At 59.4% G+C, this 20,920-nt stretch carries 17 protein-coding genes; 6 read left to right on the top strand and 11 right to left on the bottom strand.

Annotation, left to right across the window (positions count from 1 at the left end; genetic code table 11):
- Nucleotides 1-3 precede the first annotated feature (3 nt).
- The gene (locus CTEST_RS06820) at nucleotides 4-1,221 is read left to right on the top strand and encodes an SPFH domain-containing protein (RefSeq protein WP_047253102.1); all 1,218 of its coding nucleotides are present in this window, start codon (nucleotides 4-6) and stop codon (nucleotides 1,219-1,221) included.
- On the opposite strand, the gene CTEST_RS06815 is transcribed toward CTEST_RS06820, so the two are convergent.
- Together CTEST_RS06815 and CTEST_RS06810 are read right to left on the bottom strand one after the other, a co-directional pair.
- Complete coding sequence (locus CTEST_RS06815; RefSeq protein ID WP_047253101.1) at nucleotides 1,218-1,769, bottom strand: hypothetical protein; 552 nt, start codon at nucleotides 1,767-1,769, stop codon at nucleotides 1,218-1,220. The genes CTEST_RS06820 and CTEST_RS06815 overlap by 4 nt on opposite strands.
- A gap of 48 nt (nucleotides 1,770-1,817) precedes the next feature.
- Entirely contained in the window at nucleotides 1,818-2,519 is a 702-nt protein-coding gene (locus CTEST_RS06810) for a TVP38/TMEM64 family protein (RefSeq protein ID WP_047253100.1), read from the bottom strand.
- A 116-nt stretch (nucleotides 2,520-2,635) separates the two neighbouring features.
- On the opposite strand from CTEST_RS06810, the gene CTEST_RS06805 reads away from it, so the two are divergent.
- On the top strand, nucleotides 2,636-3,061 hold the full coding sequence (locus CTEST_RS06805) for a cupin domain-containing protein (RefSeq protein WP_047253099.1): 426 nt from the start codon (nucleotides 2,636-2,638) through the stop codon (nucleotides 3,059-3,061).
- A 6-nt stretch (nucleotides 3,062-3,067) separates the two neighbouring features.
- Nucleotides 3,068-3,907, top strand: coding sequence for a hypothetical protein (locus CTEST_RS06800; protein ID WP_047253098.1), 840 nt, complete (start codon nucleotides 3,068-3,070; stop codon nucleotides 3,905-3,907).
- Between the two features lie 1,182 nt (nucleotides 3,908-5,089).
- Here CTEST_RS06800 and CTEST_RS06795 read toward each other — a convergent pair.
- The 4 genes from CTEST_RS06795 to CTEST_RS06780 form a co-directional block, all read right to left on the bottom strand.
- Nucleotides 5,090-6,865, bottom strand: coding sequence for a hypothetical protein (locus CTEST_RS06795; RefSeq protein ID WP_052844321.1), 1,776 nt, complete (start codon nucleotides 6,863-6,865; stop codon nucleotides 5,090-5,092).
- The gene (locus CTEST_RS06790) at nucleotides 6,862-7,923 is read right to left on the bottom strand and encodes a site-specific integrase (RefSeq protein ID WP_047253097.1); all 1,062 of its coding nucleotides are present in this window, start codon (nucleotides 7,921-7,923) and stop codon (nucleotides 6,862-6,864) included. The genes CTEST_RS06795 and CTEST_RS06790 overlap by 4 nt, the downstream gene beginning before the upstream one ends.
- 247 nt (nucleotides 7,924-8,170) lie before the next feature.
- Nucleotides 8,171-8,371, bottom strand: coding sequence for a hypothetical protein (locus CTEST_RS06785; RefSeq protein ID WP_047253096.1), 201 nt, complete (start codon nucleotides 8,369-8,371; stop codon nucleotides 8,171-8,173).
- Nucleotides 8,372-9,082: 711 nt separating this feature from the next.
- A complete protein-coding gene (locus CTEST_RS06780; protein ID WP_083985432.1) occupies nucleotides 9,083-10,495 on the bottom strand; it encodes an IS1380-like element ISCli1 family transposase in 1,413 nt (470 codons plus the stop codon).
- A gap of 241 nt (nucleotides 10,496-10,736) precedes the next feature.
- Between CTEST_RS06780 and CTEST_RS06775 the strand changes: the two genes are divergently transcribed.
- The gene (locus CTEST_RS06775; RefSeq protein ID WP_236686053.1) at nucleotides 10,737-12,404 is read left to right on the top strand and encodes a DEAD/DEAH box helicase; all 1,668 of its coding nucleotides are present in this window, start codon (nucleotides 10,737-10,739) and stop codon (nucleotides 12,402-12,404) included.
- A gap of 44 nt (nucleotides 12,405-12,448) precedes the next feature.
- Here CTEST_RS06775 and CTEST_RS06770 read toward each other — a convergent pair whose 3' ends face one another.
- The gene (locus CTEST_RS06770) at nucleotides 12,449-13,159 is read right to left on the bottom strand and encodes an IS6-like element ISCef5 family transposase (protein ID WP_047253095.1); all 711 of its coding nucleotides are present in this window, start codon (nucleotides 13,157-13,159) and stop codon (nucleotides 12,449-12,451) included.
- 529 nt (nucleotides 13,160-13,688) lie between these two features.
- On the opposite strand from CTEST_RS06770, the gene CTEST_RS06765 reads away from it, so the two are divergent.
- Nucleotides 13,689-14,435: a helix-turn-helix domain-containing protein gene (locus CTEST_RS06765; RefSeq protein ID WP_144413240.1), complete on the top strand. Its 747-nt coding sequence runs from the start codon at nucleotides 13,689-13,691 to the stop codon at nucleotides 14,433-14,435.
- Nucleotides 14,436-14,502: 67 nt separating this feature from the next.
- On the opposite strand, the gene CTEST_RS06760 is transcribed toward CTEST_RS06765, so the two are convergent.
- Nucleotides 14,503-14,847 carry a histone-like nucleoid-structuring protein Lsr2 gene (locus CTEST_RS06760; RefSeq protein WP_047254283.1) on the bottom strand — a complete coding sequence of 115 codons (345 nt, stop codon included), beginning with the start codon at nucleotides 14,845-14,847 and terminating at the stop codon, nucleotides 14,503-14,505.
- A gap of 238 nt (nucleotides 14,848-15,085) precedes the next feature.
- Entirely contained in the window at nucleotides 15,086-16,030 is a 945-nt protein-coding gene (locus tag CTEST_RS06755) for an Abi family protein (protein WP_236686052.1), read from the bottom strand.
- A 245-nt stretch (nucleotides 16,031-16,275) separates the two neighbouring features.
- On the opposite strand from CTEST_RS06755, the gene CTEST_RS06750 reads away from it, so the two are divergent.
- Nucleotides 16,276-18,084 (top strand): SIR2 family protein, encoded by a 1,809-nt coding sequence (locus tag CTEST_RS06750; protein WP_052844320.1) that lies wholly within the window; start codon nucleotides 16,276-16,278, stop codon nucleotides 18,082-18,084.
- Between the two features lie 183 nt (nucleotides 18,085-18,267).
- Here the strand turns inward: CTEST_RS06750 and CTEST_RS06745 are convergent.
- A protein-coding gene (locus CTEST_RS06745) for an IS3 family transposase (RefSeq protein WP_407919233.1) occupies nucleotides 18,268-19,460 on the bottom strand; the annotation gives its coding sequence in 2 pieces (ribosomal slippage) (nucleotides 18,268-19,173 and nucleotides 19,176-19,460; 1,191 coding nt in all).
- Nucleotides 19,461-19,707: 247 nt separating this feature from the next.
- Complete coding sequence (locus CTEST_RS06735) at nucleotides 19,708-20,904, bottom strand: MFS transporter (protein WP_047253092.1); 1,197 nt, start codon at nucleotides 20,902-20,904, stop codon at nucleotides 19,708-19,710.
- Nucleotides 20,905-20,920: the final 16 nt, after the last annotated feature.

Raw genomic sequence — 20,920 nt, 5'->3', positions numbered from 1 at the left:
TTCGTGTTTGAACTCATATTTCTCGCAGTTCTCCTCATATTCATCGCCATTATCGTCATCAAATCCATTGCGCTTATTCCACAGGGTGAGGCCGCTGTTATTGAACGCCTGGGTAGCTACACCCGCACGGTTTCCGGCGGGCTAACGTTCCTTTTCCCGTTCATTGATCGAGTTCGTACCCGGATTGATACCCGTGAGCGCGTGGTTTCTTTCCCACCGCAGGCCGTTATTACCCAGGACAACCTGACGGTGGCCATCGATATCGTGGTCACGTTCCAGATCAATGATCCGGCGAAGGCCATCTACGGCGTTGACAACTACATCGTCGGCGTCGAGCAGATTTCCGTGGCAACGCTGCGTGACGTGGTCGGTGGCATGACCTTGGAGGAGACGCTCACCTCGCGCGACACGATCAACCGCCGTCTGCGCGGCGAGCTCGATGCCGCCACCGCCAAGTGGGGCCTGCGCATTAGCCGAGTTGAGCTCAAGGCCATTGACCCGCCGCCCTCCATCCAGCAGTCGATGGAGATGCAGATGAAGGCGGATCGTGAAAAGCGCGCCATGATTCTCACCGCAGAAGGTCGCCGCGAGTCCGACATCAAGACAGCCGAGGGTGAGAAGCAGGCCCGCATCCTCTCCGCCGAGGGTGACAAGCACGCCGCCATTCTCTCCGCTGAGGCTGAGCGCCAAGCCATGATCCTCCGCGCCGAGGGCGAACGCGCCTCACGTTACCTCCAGGCACAGGGTGAGGCCCGCGCAATCCAGAAGGTTAATGCCGCCATCAAGTCCTCGAAGCTCACGCCGGAGGTCTTGGCCTACCAGTACCTGGAAAAGCTTCCTCAGCTGGCCGAGGGCAAGGCCTCCACCATGTGGATGATTCCCTCTCAGTTCGGCGATTCCCTCGAACAGTTCGCCCGCACCTTTGCCAACAAGGACGACGAGGGCGTGTTCCGCTACGAACCCGCCCACGTTGACGATGAGACCCGCGAGATGGCCGAAGCCGAGAACACCGACGATTGGTTCTCTACGGCCTCTGATCCGGAGATCGCCGCCGCCGTGGCCGCGGCCAACGCCGTGGCTAATAAGCCGGTGGACCCGGAACTGCATGAGCTCAAGGGCCGCGCCAAGAAGTCAGATGGCCCCGCGGAGATCGAGTCCTCCATCCCGAGCCCCGAGGTCCCGCAGTTCGACTTCACCCGCCCGGAGGGCGAGGAAGCCTAGTTCTCCGCCTGGCTAAGCAGATTGACCGCCAGCTGCCAGCCGGCGGTTTCTGCCTGCCACCCCGCCGCCTGAAGGCGCTGCGACATCGCCTGTTTGGAGATGCCCAGCACTTCGGCGGCTTCGTTTTGGTTCAAGCCGGATCGCACCAATGACGTGGCCTCACGGCCCTCAATGGTTCGTTTCGACAACACATGCCCCAACAGGGCAAAGGTCGCAGCGATGTCATCCGCCAGCGTCCCCGACGCCTGCTGCTTCACGTACACCATTCCGGCGCGGGCGGTCCTGCTTATCGACGCCGTCGCCTCCCGCCTCGCCCCCTCCGTAGCGGGGGCGAGCCCCACTCCGATGGCCCAATTGCCATCGGAGAGCAGGGCCATGATGGTGTCGCACACCGCGCGCGGGGAGTCGACCACGGCGCGGATATCTTCGACGCCGAGCAACTCGAACTCGCCGACTCCGTCCAGAGTGGACAGTGCCTCGGCTGACCTTTTCACCAGGTCAGCTCGGCGGACCTCCCGACCCCGGTAGCGAGCGTGCACCGCAAACATGGGTGTGTGGCCTCCCTTGTGATCCTTAAATTTCTCTTAAGATCGAGTCTACGTCACAGGCTTGACCGGGAGGCGATGGTCTACGGCGAGTCCAAGGAAACCTATACCAGCCAGCGTAAGGGTGATAATCACCATGAGCGGGTCAACATGGCCAGTGAGAGCATCCCCCAACACCACGGTCACCACTGTCCCAGGCAGGGAACCCACAAAGGTCGCGATAGTGAACGCCCACAGCGGCACACTCGTCAACGCTGCCGCGTAGTTGAGCACCGAGAATGGCACGCCCGCGATCATGCGCAACGAGGTGACAGCGAGCCAGCCCCGTTGTTCGAGCCGACGATTGATCGTGGCCACCGCCGGGTGGTTCAACCGGGGACGCATCCACTCGCCGAGGAGACGACGAACAATGACCAGCGATAGGGCGGCAGCAGCCGTAGTAGCACTAATAGCCAGCAAAATCCCCAGCAACGGCCCATAGAGGACACCACTGGCCAGGGTCAGCAGCGTACGCGGGACAGGGAATTGGGTGACCGCCACGTACGCCAGCCAAAACAGGACCATAAAGACGGGACCCGCCGCCGTGGCCCACTCGCGCAACGTGCCAATCGATGGAATATCGATGAGGGCGGTGATGGCAATGAAGGCCAGAACCCCCGCCGTGACGACAAGTCGGCGAGACCATGACCATGCGCGGACTGCATCCACGGCGTCATGGACGACGCCGCCGACGAATTGCCCGAATCGATTCACGAGGCCTGAGTCTACTGCGCACCGAGCCTCCGGCAGCGAATCCCGCGCCCCTTTCCTGCACCACGTAGCTATGCTTGGACATGGATTAAGTACTCAGTTAGTTCTAAGGAGAGAACATGGCAGACCTACGCACCGATCACGGCCCCCACCCCTACGTGCTGGACATCGAGGATGTGACCAAGGAGAACGAAGCATTCCGCGACACCCTATGGACCGGCAAGTTCCTCCAGATGACCGTGATGGCCATCCCTGCCGGCGGAGAAATCGGCGCCGAGATCCACGATGACCACGACCAGTTCCTGCGCCTCGAGGCTGGCAAGGGCCACATCATGATCGGTGACTCCCCGGACAACCTCGACGTCGACCAGATCGTGGAAGACGATTTCGCCGTCTTCGTCCCGGCCGGCAAGTGGCACAACATGGTCAATGAGGGCGAAGAGACCATCAAGCTCTACTCCATCTACGCCGCTCCCGATCACGTCCCCGGTACTCACCACGAGACCAAGGAAGACGCGGACAACGATCCGAACGAACAGCACTAATTAGTTATGCCTCAGGGCGCTTACGTCTCATTCTTGGGGATTGACGGCATCGGCAAGACGACGCTGGCCCGAGCATTCCGAGACAAGCTCCTCGGTTTAGGGGTAAACGTCAAAGAGGTGTCATGGCGTTCCACAAACGGGGAGGGCGGGCAATCCTGGCCCCATGACGCTCTCCAAGAGCTCTGGGTAGATACCTTCCGGCTGCTCTTCGGTGGATCGACCCTTTCCGGTCAGCCACTGGCCCTCCCACGTGACTTCGCCACGTGGGACAGCGAGGAGTGGGAAGACAAGCTGGGGGAGATGCCCCTCACCAGCGCACATCGCAGCGGTCCCGTGGCAGCGGCGCTGGCAGAATTGTCCGGCAACCTCGTGCTCACCGACGCCGTCATCCGCCCGCTCGTAGACTCTGGCACGGTGGTCATCCAAGAGACCTTCCCCTACAAGCACGTGCTCAAAGAGATACTCGTGGCTCGACAGATTTCCGACGAGCCCCGCTTCATCTCAATCTGCGGCCTACTCGAAACCCTCATCCTGGAAGTATTCGGCAGTGCGCATATGCAACCTGACCTTGGCATCTTCGTCGACGGAGACCCCACCCTGGCCCACGCCTGGCGGTTGAACGAAACGGGTAAGCTGGGACTCCTGGAAGATTTCGGCGCGGCCGGGGATCGGGGCAGGGAAAGCTATCTCCAGTTGCAAGAGAAATCTGCCGCTTACTTCTCCACCGCAGCGAAGTCCTGGGGATGGGAGGCACACGTCGTGGATAACTCCGGACTCGACGCAAACCTCACGAGGGGACTCGACCTACTCATGACCTCCCCAACGATCAGTCGGATTCTCAACTGACCGATCAGCAACGCTCGTCGATGCGAAGGTCCTCCACCAGCAGGTCACCCTCACGTTCGGAATGCTCCTGGGATTCCAGACCCCAACCAACGACGAAGCGGATCTACCTCGCGGTTTTGATGTCCACCTCTAAGTTACGGAGAAGTTGCAAGGTGAACAGTTTCTTTTCTCCTGTCCCAGCCGCATTGATAGGTGCGGTGACTACCGCGGTGGGAACATTGGAGGAGGAGTGCTCCCAGAGCATGCAAATAGGTTGACCATGTGGGTGACATCCAATTGAGAAGGCAATGCCGTCTCCTTTAGTTGCAGGTCTTTAGCCCACTGCCGTGCCTTCCTGCGGGATGGAAAGAGGCCCTGCCTAGTAACTATTTCTACGATCCCACGCCCTCTACGAACTAGAGGAAGAAAAGCTCTATCATCCCAACCTGATCGACCAGATTCGACCCCAGTGAACCCGCACAAAAAAGGTCATGTCTCGCGACATCGTAGGAACGATGTCGCAAGACATGACACGGTGCCCGAGGGGGTGTCTGATTCCGTGACATCGTTCCGCATGTCTCATGGCATCGTTCCGCCCACCACGAACACGCAGTGGGGACGGGTCTCAGAAGGAGCCAAGGAAACGTCAAGGCCAGCCGCTAGCAGCCTCACAGCTCGGATCAGCAGGTTCCTTGGCATCAGCGAAGATCAGCCAGGCTCAGGAGGCCGCCAGTGGTGGCTTTGAAGACTGGGGCACCCGAGAAGTCGCAAGCATCAGTGGAGAAGAAGCTCCGCTACTCCCACCGAATCGACCAGATTCGACCCAGGTGAACCCGCACAAAAAAGTCATGCCCCGAGCCATAGTAGGAACTATGTCTCGAGACATGACATGGTCAGCGGTTCGCGATAGCTGGTCACGTCGTTGATTTCCCACCGGATTCCACCGACGTAGTGTCCAGAGTCCACCGCATTTCCGCAGCCGCCTGAACTGGCCTAAGACCTGCACCTATACTCCCCCTGATCTCGAGCAGACGCCGATAAACCTCTACGCATCTTCGTCTGTCGGGCCCACGATCTTCTCGTCCGATCGTCATACAGTGAGTTCGTCACATAGAAGCTCCGAAAGTCCACCGCATTTCCTACACGGCACACAATTCCCCGGCCACACCATTGGCGCAACCGGGGAAGTGTGTTCGGGCTCGGTCAGGTACGTGGAGGGGTCCTCATCGGCGGACGTCCGAGATCTCGTTCCAAGCTTCTCATGCGCGTTCTTATCGACGGCTCCTTTTTCTCACGGGAATAGAAACTGTCCTGGATCGCCAGGTTCGTCGCCGCCACCCACAACCCGATCAGCACACAGATCATCGGTTCGCGTCGCGGAGACCATTTCAGATCCTGAATACCGGACTCGTGCGGCGACTTCAGGCGAGAAAACTGCCGTTCCGTGGCCGCCCGCGCGGCCTCGAAGTAAAAGGCATGCTCCCACGACCCCGGCACCAGACCCCACTGGGCGAGCTTCCACTGACGCTCCGAATACGTCATCGTCAGCAGGGAGTTGCTGCAGCAGCGGTATTGATCTGCCGACCATTCCGGTTTCACCAGGGGCTTTCCCGCAGCCACCCGCAAGGACTCAGGTTTAAGTGGGCACCTGACCCGGCCTTGTACTGCGGGGCAGACCAATTTAATCTTCACCTGCTCTTTCACACGGTCATTGGTAACCCGGGGGCGTCCTGCTGTTTCCCTAGTGACCTTAGGACGGGTGTTGGTGCCCATCATCAGGGGAAATAACCGCTGGAGCACCCGATCTTGTGATTCCAGCGTCTCTGCCCCCTCCCCCAGGTCAGCTACGCGCCAGATCAGCTTGCGCTCGCCGATGATATTCCGGGCAGCGGGGCAATAAAACACCCCGCTGATTTGGATTGGTCCAGCCGGCACCCCGTGAACGACGTGTTCTGCACTCTCGCTGGGAAGGACAGTGGCGCGGTTTTTGGGATACCGCACCACTGGCGCATAGCCGTGCTCAAGGGCAAGCGTCGAGAAACCGATCTTGGTGTTGTAGCCCATATCCACAGTCAGGTTGGGTTGTCGACAATTCCCGTGCGAGGTTTTCCGCTGGTCAAAGCCGTTCTCCTTATGGTGGACGAGCGTCTTTGCCAGCCCTGCCAGGTAGCCGGAGGTAGGTTGGTGCGCTGCCACGGCCGTGATCACCGGGGCAATGGCCTGTAGGTCATCGCCGTGTCCGACGCGGCTTAAGGCGGTGATGCCGATGCCGAACCCTCGCCGAGCGTCACCATTTCCGGCTGGAATATCGGCGTTGACAGCGCCGTAGCGGCCGTCGCGGACGTAATAGCTGGCCAGGTACACCGCTGAGCGTCGTTTATCGTCATGGTTGCCCATCCCGGCGCTGGGTCCGGCGACATCGACGATGGTTTCATCGGCGACGACATCCCCGGCGGCCCCCTTCGGGTTCTTCTCGTCGATCGAGCCTGCCACCAGCGCATTCATGACCACGTCGCGGCGGCGCTCAGCAAGCAAGACCGCCTGGAGCATGCCCTCTGTGCGCGCCGCCACCTGGGCTCGGTGCTCGCGGTTCTTCACCCGTCGGGCAGGTAGATCAAACCCGGTGTCCAGCGGGTGCAACCGCCGGGTTAACCACGCATGGAAGGATTTGTAGTGGATGATCTCCCGGTTCTTGTCCATGCCAAGGCGTGCTCGTTGTCGTCGGGTCAGCGAGTTGAGCACCCGACAGATCTCCGCGATCGAGGCAGTACCGCCGATACGGAAGATCGCCAGACCAACGACAAGAACCGCGAGAATCGTCACCCTCGGACCTAGCGAGCTGCGCCCGCCAGTACCACGGTGATCCTCGTAGTAGGAGTCGATGAGCTCGGCGGCACCGGAGCGCACGATGACCGTGGTGCAGGTGTCCAGGATGGCCTCATCGAAGATGTAACCGGGTGGTTGCTGAGAGACACTCATGGTTTCTCCTCCAGCATCATCTCGGCGAGTTCCTCGGTGGTGTAGGTCCTCAAATAGGTGACATGATCAGCGATGGCCCGGAAAAGACCGGGCCCGCACAAACCGGCCAGTGCTGCGGCTGGAATCCGGGTATGGACCATGTCCAGCAACCAGCGGTTACGCAGTTGATGGATCACCGCGCCCTTATAACCGCGTGTGCGTAGCTCCGCGAAGGTGTTGGCGACAGCCCCGACCGGTGGACGCCCGCCTTCGGCCGTGGGGAAGAAGTAGCCGGTGCCCACCTCGCGGGCTCGTGCCATCATGCGTTGCTGACGCGCGGGACAGGTCACCGGCACCCGCCGGTTCAGTGTGCCGCGCCGGCGCACAGCGATGATCACCACGCTGCGCCCATCGACCAGGGTGATTTCCGAGAAGTCTTTGCCTTTCAAGTCCCGGATCTCCTCGCTGCGCAGGCCTGCCGCGGTCGACAGATCCAGGATGTAGGTCAGCCTCCGGCCCAACCCACCACCGATAGCGGCGGCCGCGGCGTAGAAGTACTTGACCTCGTCGGCCGTGACGGCCTTCAACGCGCGGGCACGCTTCGCCGTCGGTGCATAGGGCTTCGGATACTCCCGCGGATACAACACCCTTCCGGCCTGGTAGAGCAGAGAGCGATAGATACGGGCACTGGTCGGGCTCAGTGACTCTGAGGTCAGCCAATTGTCGACGATTTCTCTGGGCAGGGCGCGAGCCTCGTTGATGTGCCCCCAATACAGTCCCTCGGTGAACAGGTAGTTGGCGAGAAACTTGACGGCGTCCTCATCCTGTTTCGGGGTGCGAAAATCCGTGCACACCCAGACAGTCGCCGCTCGGACGATCGCGTCGCGGGCTAAGTCGCTGTCGGGCTGTTTGATCGAGAATTTCAGCATGGCGCGGTATCTGTCGAGGTCAGCGATGTTCTTGTGCGGGACGACGTTGCCGGCAGAGGTTTTCTTCTCCAGCTCCTCAACTAGCCTCTTACGCTCGGCGTCCGGATCCTCGGGTGGTTCCGCGGCGGCCATTTTCGTGAAACGCCCCATTACAATCCCCTCCCCTCGAACGGGTGGGCGATTGGGGGGTTGCTGATGTGGTGCGGGCATGTCAGAATAGACATGTGTCCTCCTGAAGTGCTTCTTAGGCGTTTGAGTGAGGGTTGTGATTCAGGTTCTGCTAGGAATCTGAATCGTCAGCGGGGCCGGATTTGTCGAGAATCCGGTCCCGATTTCATGTGCCATTATCGGGCCGATAATTATTCTTGTGTCGCGATGGTCTCCTCTATCACTTTTGTCACTTGGTTTCCGTGGTTGCACTGAGGCGACGCTCAACAATTTTGGTCAGGGGGACTCCGGTTTCGTTCGACTCCACCATTAGCCCTCGCATCAGCGTTGCCGGGATCTTGACATCCAGGCGCACCGTGCTGTCGACGGGGACGACACGCTTCGTCCCTCTGCCGTACAGGGCGGCCGGGATTTCGATCAGTTCAGCCATGGTTGTCTCCTCGTCTCCGGTGACAGTCGAATCACATCGCTGTAAGTCGGCTGTCACCGATTACGGTAGGGCCCTCCCTCCTCAGGCGCAAGGGTCAATTTCGCGGTTGCTACCCCATGACCTGCTACTTTGTAGTCTTGTAGTGTTGTAGTGCGCGACTACATGGGGGTCAATGTACGTCGCCCTTAACGTGCTGTACTGCGGGAAAGCGCTATCTGTATAGAGCCGACCGGTACAGTTTCCCGGTCACGACCTTCGTCGTTCGGGGAACTCAGGCTTGCAGGACCTACCGTCTATTCAAGTCAATCCGATCACGTGCACCACCCAAATGGGTCGAGGATGATGTCAAGCTCGTTCAGAAACGGGCCGTTCCTCCACCCACTGCCGGCGGTAAATACGGCCTCCCCCTGAGCTCTCGGCAAGCTCAAACGCCTCGGCACGAGTAGCGCACGACTCAGAGAAGGTACCCCAAGATCGATCGAAAACGATCCAATCGACGTAGCAACTGAGATTTGGTTCAGGATAGTTACTCATCATGAAGAGAACCCTTGGCTTAGCCTGGATCCGCCGATGGTCTTTCGGTGATCGGTTGATTTCGGCTGCGGGCACCACCAAGATTTTCGGGCAGGAATGATCCCCAGATCACGTCGTCGTCTGGTTGTTCCACGAATTGGTAGGTCGGCTCGGGCCGGAGGGTTTCGGCTCAGGTGGTCAGGAAGAAACAACAGCCGGTGGCGAGTGACCGTGCTCGAACAGCTTCCGCCACTGCGGCTCCCATTTCCAGCCCTGCGGTAGGTGCAGGACCAACCGTCGTGCCCTACGAGCAATGCGGGCCGCCACCATGACGATCCGACGCCGGATCGTCGCAGTCGTAGCCCTGGCCAGTGCCCCGGCCGCGATGGTCCCGGCAGCCCTGGTGAGGTTGAAGGCCATGACCGCCACCACCAACCACGCCGCGTTCGCGGTGAACACACCTGAAGGCATATGCGCCAGCGCACTGTTCTTCAGATCGGCGTTGACCTGCTCGATGACCGCATGCTGCCGGTGGGTCTTGTCCGCGGCCACGGTACCCAGCAGGTCTGGGTCGGCGGTGGTGAATACCGCGTGGAAGCGGTGCAGATCAAACAGGCCCGGCTGATCGATATTCTTCTTGTTCAACTCCGGGATCCGGCGCACCACCAGCCGACCGGGAACCTGATCAGCTGCCTTCTTCGACGCAAACGCGATGAAGGGGACTTCCGCGACTTCCGCTGAGGAGATCCAGGTCTGGGTGTCCTCATCAAAGAGCGCGTCGGTGTACTCAATTGTTTCCCAGGACGTGTCCGGGATCGTGGCAATCGCGTTCTGGATGTTGGGCGTCATCCGCGCGGTGATGGACACATCAGCACCGGCGGTGAGTGCTGCGTGGATGCTGGGCCGGCCGTAGAAAGCGGAGTCCGCGCGTACGAGGATTTTCTGCTGGGCCATGGCGGGTAGGCGTCGGGTGGTGGTGATGGCATCGGCAATCAACCGGCCTGCCCCACGCGCCGAACCACAGGACCCTCGGCGCAGGCGCTGGGCTACGACCACCGGGGCAGACTCTGTCGTGGTGACCGTCGCCAGCAGAGCATTGAGCCCACGAACACCGGAGTAGCCGAAGCCGGCGCCTTGTTTCTGGTGGCCGTGGACTTCGATGATGGTGTCGTCGACATCGACGAAGACATACCCGCTGGTGGCAGCTGGGGGTGCGGGTACCAGGCCCGGTGACTGGTCAGCCAGGTTGATCAGGAAGCGGGAGGCCACGGCATCCAACTGGCGCACGTGCCCGAAGGTGAAGGCCCGGAGGAAGGATCCCAGGGTCGACGGCGCGTAGATCCGGGTAAAGAGTCGGTTCATGCCGCCGTGGCGCAACAGGTCCATGTCGTCAATCGAGTCGGCACCGGCGACCATGCCGGCGACCAGGGAGGTGATCTTCGCCCCGGCGTTGGCACCCTTGTCGCCTGCGATACTCATCCTGTGCTGTGCCAGGGTCGACAGGCCAGCAGTGTCGGCCAGGCGCATGGCTGGGACCAAGCCGGCGGCCGACACGAGGTTGGGGTCATCGAATGAAATAGAGAGTGCCGCGGGAGTGTGAGATAGTTGCACCTGAGAGATGCCCTCCTGGATGGGGAATATAGACCTTCGACAAGTCGTATTATCCCAGTTCAGAAGGGTATTTCTCTTTTTCCCACGCCGCTACCCCAAAATCACATCGGTGGATCCAGGCTTAGGCGACTGTAGTACTAGAGAACTGCCCGACCCCGCACGTTGCCCCTACTCCACTCGGATAGGAGATAATGATGATCGGTAGGTGTTGACATTTTCGTTAAGAATGAGGAGCCCGCAGATGGCATTCGTTCGAACTAATACAAGTCGAGCAAACTACGAGACCCCTGGCGAACTGTATCGGGATCTTCCCCGCCGGCCCGGGGCTGTTCCCGGTCTCTGGGCTCATCAGTCCGAGATGCTTAAGACCTTCACGTCTTCAGCCAATGAACCGGATGTGGCCTTAGAGCTCCCGACAGGTACTGGCAAGACCTTGGCGGGACTGCTCATTGCTGAATGGACGCGACGAAAGAGGCGTGCGCGAGTAATTTACGCATGCCCGACTCAGCAGTTAGCACACCAAGTTGCTGCTGCCGCATACCGTGAAGGCATAAACACATCCTTGCTCGTCGGACGACATGCTGACTGGCCTTCAACAGAACACGCCGCGTATGAAGCCGCCGAGGCGATCGCCGTCACTACCTACAGCAGTATCTTCAATAGCAATCCTCAGCTAGCAGACGCTGATCTAATTCTTTTCGACGACGCGCACGCTGGGGAACAGTATGTAGGCGAGGCTTATAGTGTCGGCTTGAACCGATGGGAGGCTACCGCAGAGTACACGGCGGTTCTAGACGTGATTGCCCCAGCTCTTGATGGAGTTTTCCTCGAGCGTCTACGTAGCAATCAGCCTGATCCTGGTATCGGCAAAGACGTCCAGATGGTTGTGCCCCTGCGCCAACCCGACATGGTCGCCAAGCTGGACAGCGTCCTCAACTCTTTTTCCGCACCCCACAGCTACCGCTTTTCGATGATTCGCGCAGGCCTGGCTTCCTGCCTCGTCTATGTGGCTTATTCCGGTATCCTCATTCGACCGTATATTCCTCCGACTCACCAGAACCATCTGTTTTCCGACGCCAGGCAACGTGTCTATTTGTCAGCCACGTTGGGCGAAGACGGCGAGTTAGAGCGAGCCTTCGGACGCATGAGCATTCTCCGTCTCCAGCAACCTGACGAAAGTACTGCTCCTCGCTATGGGCGACGCTTTTTCGTTTTTCCCGAGCTCGTCGAGGATGTCGATGCGACCGAGCTGAGTCGTTCGATTGTTCAAGCTGCCGGTAAAGCACTTGTCCTTGCTCCGCGTACTGACACCGCAATGGGTACCGCCCGAGCGCTCGCTCAGCCAGGTTGGCCGGTGTTGGGACTTGATCATGTGGCGGACAGCATTGCGCCGTTTGCCGAACTTGATCACGGCATTTGCGGTCTCGCAGCCCGATATGACGGCCTCGACCTCCCAGGGGATTCCTGCCGTCTCGTCGGGCTTGACGGAGTCCCAGACCAGGACAACCTGCAAGAGCGGTTTCTTCAATCTCGTGCGCGCGCGGGTGCTGCGCTTGCCTCTCGCGTGCGGACGCGAGTCATACAGGGTGCAGGTCGGTGTACACGCGGTCCTGAAGACACCGCCATCGTACTTGTATTGGGATCCGATCTATCGCGCTACCTTACTCGGCCAGAGGTCACTGACGCGCTAGACTCCGAACTACAGGCGGAAATCCGTTTCGGTCGCGAGAACTCGCAGGGTGCCGAGGACGTGTTAAGCAATATCGATGCCTTCCTGCATCAAGATACCGACGAAACATGGCGGACTGAAGCAGAACCAGCTCTGAGTGAGTATCGGCGTGAAATGGCTCAGCGAGCCCCCGACGGAACCGATGCGGTGCTGTTGCAAACTTCAGGCGGAGAGCCGTGACGACCCAGTCTTCATCCTCTGATGCTCGCTGCGGGTCGGCGTTCTCAGGCAGCCTCGAACCCCCGGCTGACGATCACCGCATCCGGATTCGGTTGCCCGTAGGCAAACATCGCGCCCTGGCCTTTCCGTAATGAGTGCATCGCTTCCATCCCTTTCAACGTCCGGTACGCCGAGGTCCGGTTTTTGAACGCCCCCTTCGGTCCGAGGATCCGTTTCAGCCGCCCATGATCTCCTTCAATGACGTTATTGAGGTATTTCACCTGCCGGTGTTCCACGGTCTGCGGACAGATTCCCTCTGACTTCAACTCGGCGATTGCCCTGGCCAGGGAGGGTGCTTTATCGGTGTTGATCACCCGCGGGAACCCGGTTATCGTGTTCGACCTCAGGGTCTTGGCCAGGAAACGCTTCGCTGCGGCGACGTTACGCTTTGGGGACAGGTAAAAATCCAGGGTATGCCCGCCCGCGGTGATGGCCCGATAGAGGTAGCACCACTTTCCCCCGACCCGGATATAGGTCTCGTCCACCCGCCAGGACCGGGCCCGCCAATCCGGGACTTGTCGGTACCACCGGGTCTGCTTGTCCAGCTCAGGAGCATATTTCTGGACCCAGCGGTAGATGGTGCTGTGATCGACCGGTACGCCGCGTTCGGTCATCATTTCTTCCAGATCGCGGTAGCTGAGCCCGTAGCGGCAGTACCACCGGACCGCCCACAGGATGATTTCACGGGGGAAATGACGACCGGAGAAGATGCCCATGGCTGTGATTATTTCACGCAGGTCTTCCTGTCGCCCGAACTTTGCAACAGCACCTTCGACTTGTCGTGCCCGGGGCCATGACCCTTCCCGAGAGGGCAAGGGGGTAGTCGTCAATACCGAGGCATTCTGAAAAGTAACGGACACTTCAGGCAGGTACTGAAAACGAGATGCCCGAAGGCCTTAACGCGGCCCCTAAGCCCGCATGCTCGCTGCGTTGCCACACGCAGTAGCGCACAGGCCACAAACAGGCTGTCATTTCCCCCGGACGAGGCCATTTCCTTTGGCACGGGAGAGAAACACGGCCGTTATTTCTCCAAGGTTATTGAACACGAGAGTGAAATCTTTGAGCAGCTTCTCTCGCTTCACCTTGTCGGCGAAGTCATTTAATAGTTTCATTACCGTTCCTCCAAAGCAGGATGTGCAAGATATGACAGGACAATATTCCTGCTAGACCCCACCTTGCCACAAAGCTACAACAGTAGCAAGCACTACTTGTAACAGCTTCGTTCGTCCGTGTAGGGTGGGTGCCATGAGCAATAGGAAATGGCTGGAAGCTGAGCCAAAAGAAACTTGGCTGGTAGCTAACGATGATGAGCCTGGCCGGAAGTGGTTTGGCCGGACGATTCAGACCACCCGACAAGATCGAGGACTTTCTGTCGCCGAACTAGCTTCCCGAGTGGACTTAGCAGACGGGACAATAAGGGCGATTGAGCGTGGCGGCCGAGCACCTTCGGAGGCTTCGGGGCTCCGGATTTTAACGGAGCTCTTCACCAAGGATGAATGGTCAAAAAATCACTTTGGCCCGAGTCTTCATGCGGTAAAAGACCCAATAACTAAAGCCCCTGCAGTCGTTGAGTTTGGCGCAAAAGTTCAGGGAGATAATGGAAGTTGGTCGAGGGACCGCACTATACAAGGGGGCACAAGCGATAAAGATGATGAAATTCTGCATAAGGTAGAGAAATACCTGTCGGAAAACCCTGAAAAGTGGCAGAAATTCAGGGGCACCTTGACAGGCTTCGGTGAATTTATAAATACGTACGCCACACACCTCAAAGAACCAATTAATGATGCGAACCTAGGTAAGGCCACTCGGAGACTGCCGACAATAACCAACTTGCAGGCGGATCATTTGGATAAGTTATTGTGGCTTTGGGGTCGGATCAACGCAGGTACAGCGAGTGTTGAGGTGATTGACGAAGTGAAGAAAATCGAAAAAATCCTTGCCTCCTTCCTTTCTGAGGATGAGCTCGAGGAGCTCTCGGAAGCGGAGGACTAGCGGATTCCAGGGGTCGTGGCAACGGCACCCTGAAACTTATTAGCGAGGAAGAATACGAGGCAGGACTCTAGGAAGAGTGCGCCTCGTTGTAGGCCTCGATTATGTGCTTGGGGATAGTGCCCCGATCAGACACCTCAATGTTCTGCTCCTGCGCCCATTGACGGATCCGGCGGGAGTTCAAACGCTTCGCCCCACCCGTAGCTCGGGTGCGTGACTTCCGTGCCGCCGGGGCGGGTTGGGCAGCCTTAACGTAGGGGGCGAGCAGCTCCAGGAATCGGGTGGCGTTGTCCTCGGAGAGGTCCATGATGTAATCGGAGCCGTCGACACTGAATCGGACGGTGTGTACCTGGTCATCGGTCAGGGGGGTGCCGTCGATGTCGTCAAAGTACTGGGTAATTTCGCGGCGTGCCACGGGGTGCTCCTCGGGTAGAAGGTGTTTCTCGGTGACGTATTCGTCAGGAAACTCCACTGCTGTGTGGGGTTGGGGCACGAGTGTACAGTTTCCAGCCCCTTGAACGGGTGCTGTGGAAAACAGAAATGTCTGCGTACTTGCTATCGCTTCGCGTGCAGCGCATGAAGGATGGTAATTCCACGAATTTAGCCCATAATGTGAGTTTGCAGCAGCCCCGTGGAAGATAACGCCCACGACCTTAGGACGTGGGAAAAGCCTTGACCCACAGCTCCAAGTCTTTCCAATCGGAGGGAAAGCCCATGGACTCGATTCCGATATGCTCAGTGGCAGGGAATTGCTCGACAAGTTCGACCAACTGCCGCGGCCAGGAGGTGTCCGGCTCAATATTGTAGAGCAGGTAGGCCATGATGGCGACGGTATTGTAAAGCCCGAATCCGCCTTTCGAAGAACCAGGTTCCTTGAGATGATCTAACAGTGCAATAGTGTCGGCCTTGGGGCGTTTCGGGGCGTGGATGAGTTTGCGGTTGAACAACCGGGCATGATGGGCGGAGAAATTACGTACGTCATTAATGCTGGCTAGCCAGCTGCGGAAATGCTTTTTCGTAGGCACCCCGTAGCCCTTGGCCAGTTCGGTAGCGAGCTCTCGTTGAAAACCGCCATAGAGGACCGAGAGCTGGCCGAGTTCAAGCAGCTCCGTCAATGCCCAAATCGGTAATTGTCCGTCGTATACGTCCTCAAAGTGTTGGACGAACAGTTCGTGGGAGCGTCGATGACTCTCCTGGGCCCTGGCAACCCACTCACCATGCTTGTACCGGCGTACGAAATTTTCCTCAAAGGTGGAACTGTCAAGATGGGCGAACGGTGACTTCTTGCCCAGGGTGTAGCCGATACGCATGCGCACCGAAATCTCGATCCGCTCGACGGCATCAAGCATCAGCAACCGGAGGCGGCGATCGTAATCAATGAGGGCCATCACCTGGTCGAGGGTTGTGCCGGGCTCATACGAGCTCAACAAGGTGACCTTGGTCGTGCCGTCGCCCTTGGTCTCAACCGTTTTCTGGCGGAAAGGGTGCAGGTATCCAGTCAAGCGGTAATAGCCCACCCTGGTAAGCGCGTCGATAGCCTGGGCGGTGTCGCCGACCTCGAGATTCCGGCTTGCTAGCTTCTGGACCTGTTCTTCCACGCTGAGCCAGGGTTTTTGATACTGAACCATTAGGAGTCTCCGCAAAAATGAAAATCAGCCCGAGCCACCGAGGTGGCGAGCGGGCTGATCATGATGGACTGAGTATAACATTTTTGCGCCATAAGGAAAAACCTCTTGTGACCGTTAAACGGTAATTCGGCAGGCAGAGAGGAAATCAGCCAGGCTTCAAACCGTCCGCCACCTGGCAAGATAGCTACCGAGGTGACTGTGGCAAGATCAAACGTGTGGCTACTCTGAATGGAAACGGTGTCCTTTCTCCCCTCGCGATCTTGGCAACCTCCCTGCACGCGCAGCCCGGGATGTACGCGGTATTACTGGGGTCGGGGGTTTCCACGGGGGCGGGGATACCTACTGGCTGGGGCATCATTAAAGAACTGGTGGGAAGAGTAGCCGCAGCCTCCAACCCAGCCGATCCCACCGCAGCAGACGCTGCCCGAGAAGACCCCGAGAAGTGGTGGAAAGACCATGGTGAAGGAGAGCTCGGGTACGCCACCCTTCTTGAGCAGCTCGCCCCCACCTCAGCAGCCCGCCAAGGCCTACTCCAGGAGTTCTTCGAGCCAAGCTCGGATGAAAAAGACCAGGGACTCAAACAACCGAGCCCAGCTCATCGAGCCGTTGCCCAGTTGGTGAAAGACGGTTACGTCCGGGTGGTGGTGACGACTAACTTTGATCGTCTCACTGAAACCGCTCTCCAAGAGATCGGTATTTCTCCTCGGGTTATCGCTCATCCCGATGCGGTCAAAGGCATGGCGCCGCTCGCTCATAGCCAGGCCACCGTGATCAAGCTTCACGGGGACTACCTGGATCTAGGAAGCAGAAACACTCCCGAAGAGCTCGAGGATTACCCTGAAGAGTGGACAAGGCTGCTTGACCAGGTCTTTGATGAATACGGTCTGGTGATCTCGGGATGGTCCGCAGACTGGGACACTGCCCTGGTCTCGTGCTTGGAAAAAGCCCCCAACCGCCGGTACCCGCTGTACTGGGATAACCGCAGCAATAGAGGCGACAACGCCCGACGTCTGCTAGAGGCAAGAAGCGGAACTATTATCCCTGCAAATGACGCCAACTCCCTCTTCGGAGAGCTATACGAAAACGTGCAGGCTCTAGAACGTTTGGCACATCCTCCCTTGTCCACGGCCATGGCTGTTGCCCGATTGAAGCGTTATCTCCCAGACCCCGTGCATCGGATTGACCTGTACGACCTGGTGATGCAGGCAACGGACGATGTCATCCAGAAAATCGAAGATCAACCTACGAGCGGGGATGTCTCCTTCGAACTCCTCCAAAAAGTCTACGAAGATCACTTCAGGGCAATGGACCAGCTCGCAGCGCTGTTGATCACGGGTATTTGGCACGATGATCAAGGGGAGCACGATCAGCTGTGGATTGATGTGCTCCAGCGACTGGTTACTGCCGGTACCACGTCCCTGGAGAGGTACCAAGAAGTGTTAGCAGGTAGCCGGTTGGTCCCTGCCTTCATCGCCCTAGCGGCCGTCGGTGTTACTACCGGCCTGCGCGGCCGTGACGGTCTTTTCATTCGCGCCGCCACTGAGGTCGAGGGTTCCGACCAGCCTCGATCTCTGGAGCCCCTGCCCGCCTCCCAGCTCCTCCACTACTCGAGCTTCACTAATGAACGGCTCATCAAAGGTTTTCCTAGGTGGGACGGCGCTCAGTACATCTACCCCGTCAGCCGCTTGTTCAAGGAAGTCATGGAGGATTACTTCGCCGACGTGGTCCCCCTTAAAGAAAGTTTCACCAGTGTCTATCATGAATTCGAGTATCGGTTCGGGCTGCTCCAGGAGTTGACCCGCCCGGGGGACAGCACCTGGGTCAGGGCTCTAACTGGGGAATATCTCTTCGATATTTCTCGAACGCAAGAGGGGGTTCGACAAGGAGAAGTGGATTTTCGTCGCCGGCTCACCCGTCACAGTCCGGATGTCTGGGAGAAACTTCTACCGGAAGAGACAAGCCTTGATCAGGCTCTGGTGAAACACCGGGACGAAGTACTAGTTCACTATCAACGTTGGCGATAGTCAATGAAAGCAGGCCTGACTTACTGGCTTCTCTGACAACTTCCCGGTAACACAATTTTAGAAGTAAGTTGTTTCCTCCCCCTCCTCCGGCAGGCAGGTTTCCTCAGGCTGCGGAACGTTGTCATTCCAAAGACCCGCACTGTTCTCTACGGGTCTGCTGCACGATCAGGTGACAGTGGTTAGTCACGCAGCCTGATCGGCTGGTGTGGTCATGATTGTCTCGAACTCGATCGGGGTCAAGCGGCCTAGGCGGTCCTGTCTGCGGCGTCGGTGGTAGGTCCTCTCGATCCAGGTAACGATGGCGATCCGGAGCTCTTCTCGGCTGGCCCATGCGCGGCGGTCGAGGACGTTCTTCTGCAGGAGTGCGAAGAAGCTCTCCATGGCTGCGTTGTCCCCGCACGCACCGACGCGGCCCATGGATCCGGTCATGTCGTGAATGCCCAGAGCGCGCACGAATTTCCGGCTACGGAACTGAGACCCGCGGTCGGTGTGGACCACGCAGCCGGCCACGTCGCCGCGGCGGGCGACCGCGTTGTTGAGGGCAGCCACGGCTAGGCGGGACTTCATCCGCGAATCGATCGAGTACCCCACGATCCGGTTGGAGTAGACATCCTTGAACGCACAGAGGTAGAGCTTGCCCTCATTGGTCCAGTGCTCGGTGATATCGCCGATCCACAATTCGTTCGCGCCATCGGCCTTGAACTCGTGCCGGGTTCTGCCCTCCTCATCGGTGACGGCGCAGAGGTCATCGTGGACCGGTGGACCGGGCTTCTTACCGTTCTTGCCGCGTTTCTTCCCGAACACCGACCACCAGCGGTTGTCTGAGCAGATCCGCCACGCAGTGCGCGCTGCCATCGGTTGACCGAGATCGCGGGCCTCATCCACCAAATAGCGGTAGCCGAACTCGGGATCATCCCGGTGGGCGTCGAACAGGGCATTGGCACGGTAAGCCTCATTCAGCTCTGCATCGGTGATCGGGTCCGCCAGCCACCGGTAGTAGGGCTGGCGAGCAAGATTGAGCACCCGACACGTCACCGTGACGGGGACACCGTCCACGGCCAACTCACGAACGAGCGGGTACATCATTTTCCCGGCAGATTGGCCTGCGAGAGATACGCCGCGGCACGGCGGAGGACCTCGTTCTCCTGCTCCAAGAGACGGATCCTCTTCTTGGCGTCGCGCAGTTCAGCCGACTGAACCTGAGTCGAGCCCAACACTTCACCGTCCTCGAGGTCAGCCTTCTTCAGCCACGAGTACAGGGTAGTGAAGTGGACCCCGAAGTCCTTGGCGATCTGGGAGAGCTCGACACCGGGCTCACGATTCCGTGCGACACGGACAACGTCATCGCGGAACTCTTTGGGATAGGGCTTGGTCACGGTGTACATCCTTCCAGCCCAACCATCTGATTAGGCTGCTCGGTTGTCACCTGATCGTGCAGCAGACCCTGGTGACCGGTCGCTGTCGACTCCGTTGACCCGCTATTACGCCGAGGCGGGCACCCCGTAGGGGAGCAAAAGTAGTCACGTCTCGCTCGGCTTGTTTCTGCGGTTCTCAGCCTACTGCGCGGGGGCGCGTCCTGCCCAATGTCATCGAACGAAGCGCGCCCCCCGAGTCCGGGTTCGGTCAGTTGCTATGTGCTCCTTCGTGCTGTCGTCTTGGGAGCCGTATCAGGGCTATTGAGCCAACGGCGAGGAAGAGGACTGCGCCGAAAGTCATCGTCGCGGCGAAGCCTGTTCGCTGTACCCCGAACCCGGCCAGGAGCGGCCCGAGCGCCAGCCCACCTGCGTAGGCGAAGTTGTAGAGCGCGAACGATCCGCCGAGGGTCGGTGGGCTCGACCGGAACCCCTGCTCGCTGATGAGCGTGGTCGCCGGGGCCAGCAACAGCGCCGAGGAGACGCCGAGAAGCCCCATACCGACGCAGGTCTGCCACAGTTCACCGGCCCAGCCGATGACCAGCAGAGAAGCGGCGGCAGCGGCAACACCGGAACCGATGAGGACCCTCGGCGATGCCGTGGCAACGTACTTCCCGACAATGGGATTGGCGATGATCGCCGCGAGCGAGGCGAGCCCGAAGAGCAGGCCAATGATGAGCGACCCGGCCCCGAGATGCACGGGCAGCACGGGTTCGATGGCGGAGAGCGCACCCGCGCCGATAGCGATGGCGAGGACGATAGAGAACGAGCCAGGCACCCGTAGCACCGCGAGCGGGCCTGCGGTGTCGTCGGTGACCCGTGGAGAGCCTTTGACGAGGACGATGCGCAGCACCCCGTCAGCCAAGGCGATTCCGGTGGCGAGCAGGAACGGGGAGGCGGTGCCGAGGTGTTCGACCATGAACCCGGCAAGTGGCGGGCCGAGCAGCACGCCGAGTGTGAGGCTGGAGATGGCGATCCCCATCGCCTGACCACGCTTCTCGAAGCTCGTCGTTGCTGCGATCAGGGAGAGCGCGGCAACCCAGGACATGCCGCCTGCGATGCCCTGTGCCAAGCGAGCGACAAGGAGTAACCAGTAGGGGCCACCGGTGGCGAACAACAGGGTTGCAGCGGCAAGCCCGACCAGGCCGATCAGGAGCGGGGTCTTCGGGCCGTGCCGGTCGACGATGCGCCCGGCGAACAGCGTCGCGACGATCATCGCGACCGCGTAGGAGGCGAAGAGGATGCCGGTGGCGGCTGGCCCCTGCTCGACCACGGCGGGGAGCAATGGGAGCACGGGCACGGCCAGGCCGTGCACGAGCATGTCGGTGAACATCGCGGCCGAGCCGACAATGAGTGCGCGGGCCGGGGTGGTGCCTCGAATATGCGAGGCCGGGTCGTGTGTCGTCATGAGGTGACGAGTCCTT

This window comes from Corynebacterium testudinoris, from assembly GCF_001021045.1.
Lineage (GTDB): Bacteria > Actinomycetota > Actinomycetes > Mycobacteriales > Mycobacteriaceae > Corynebacterium > Corynebacterium testudinoris.
This window is presented reverse-complemented; position numbering and strand designations above follow the sequence as displayed.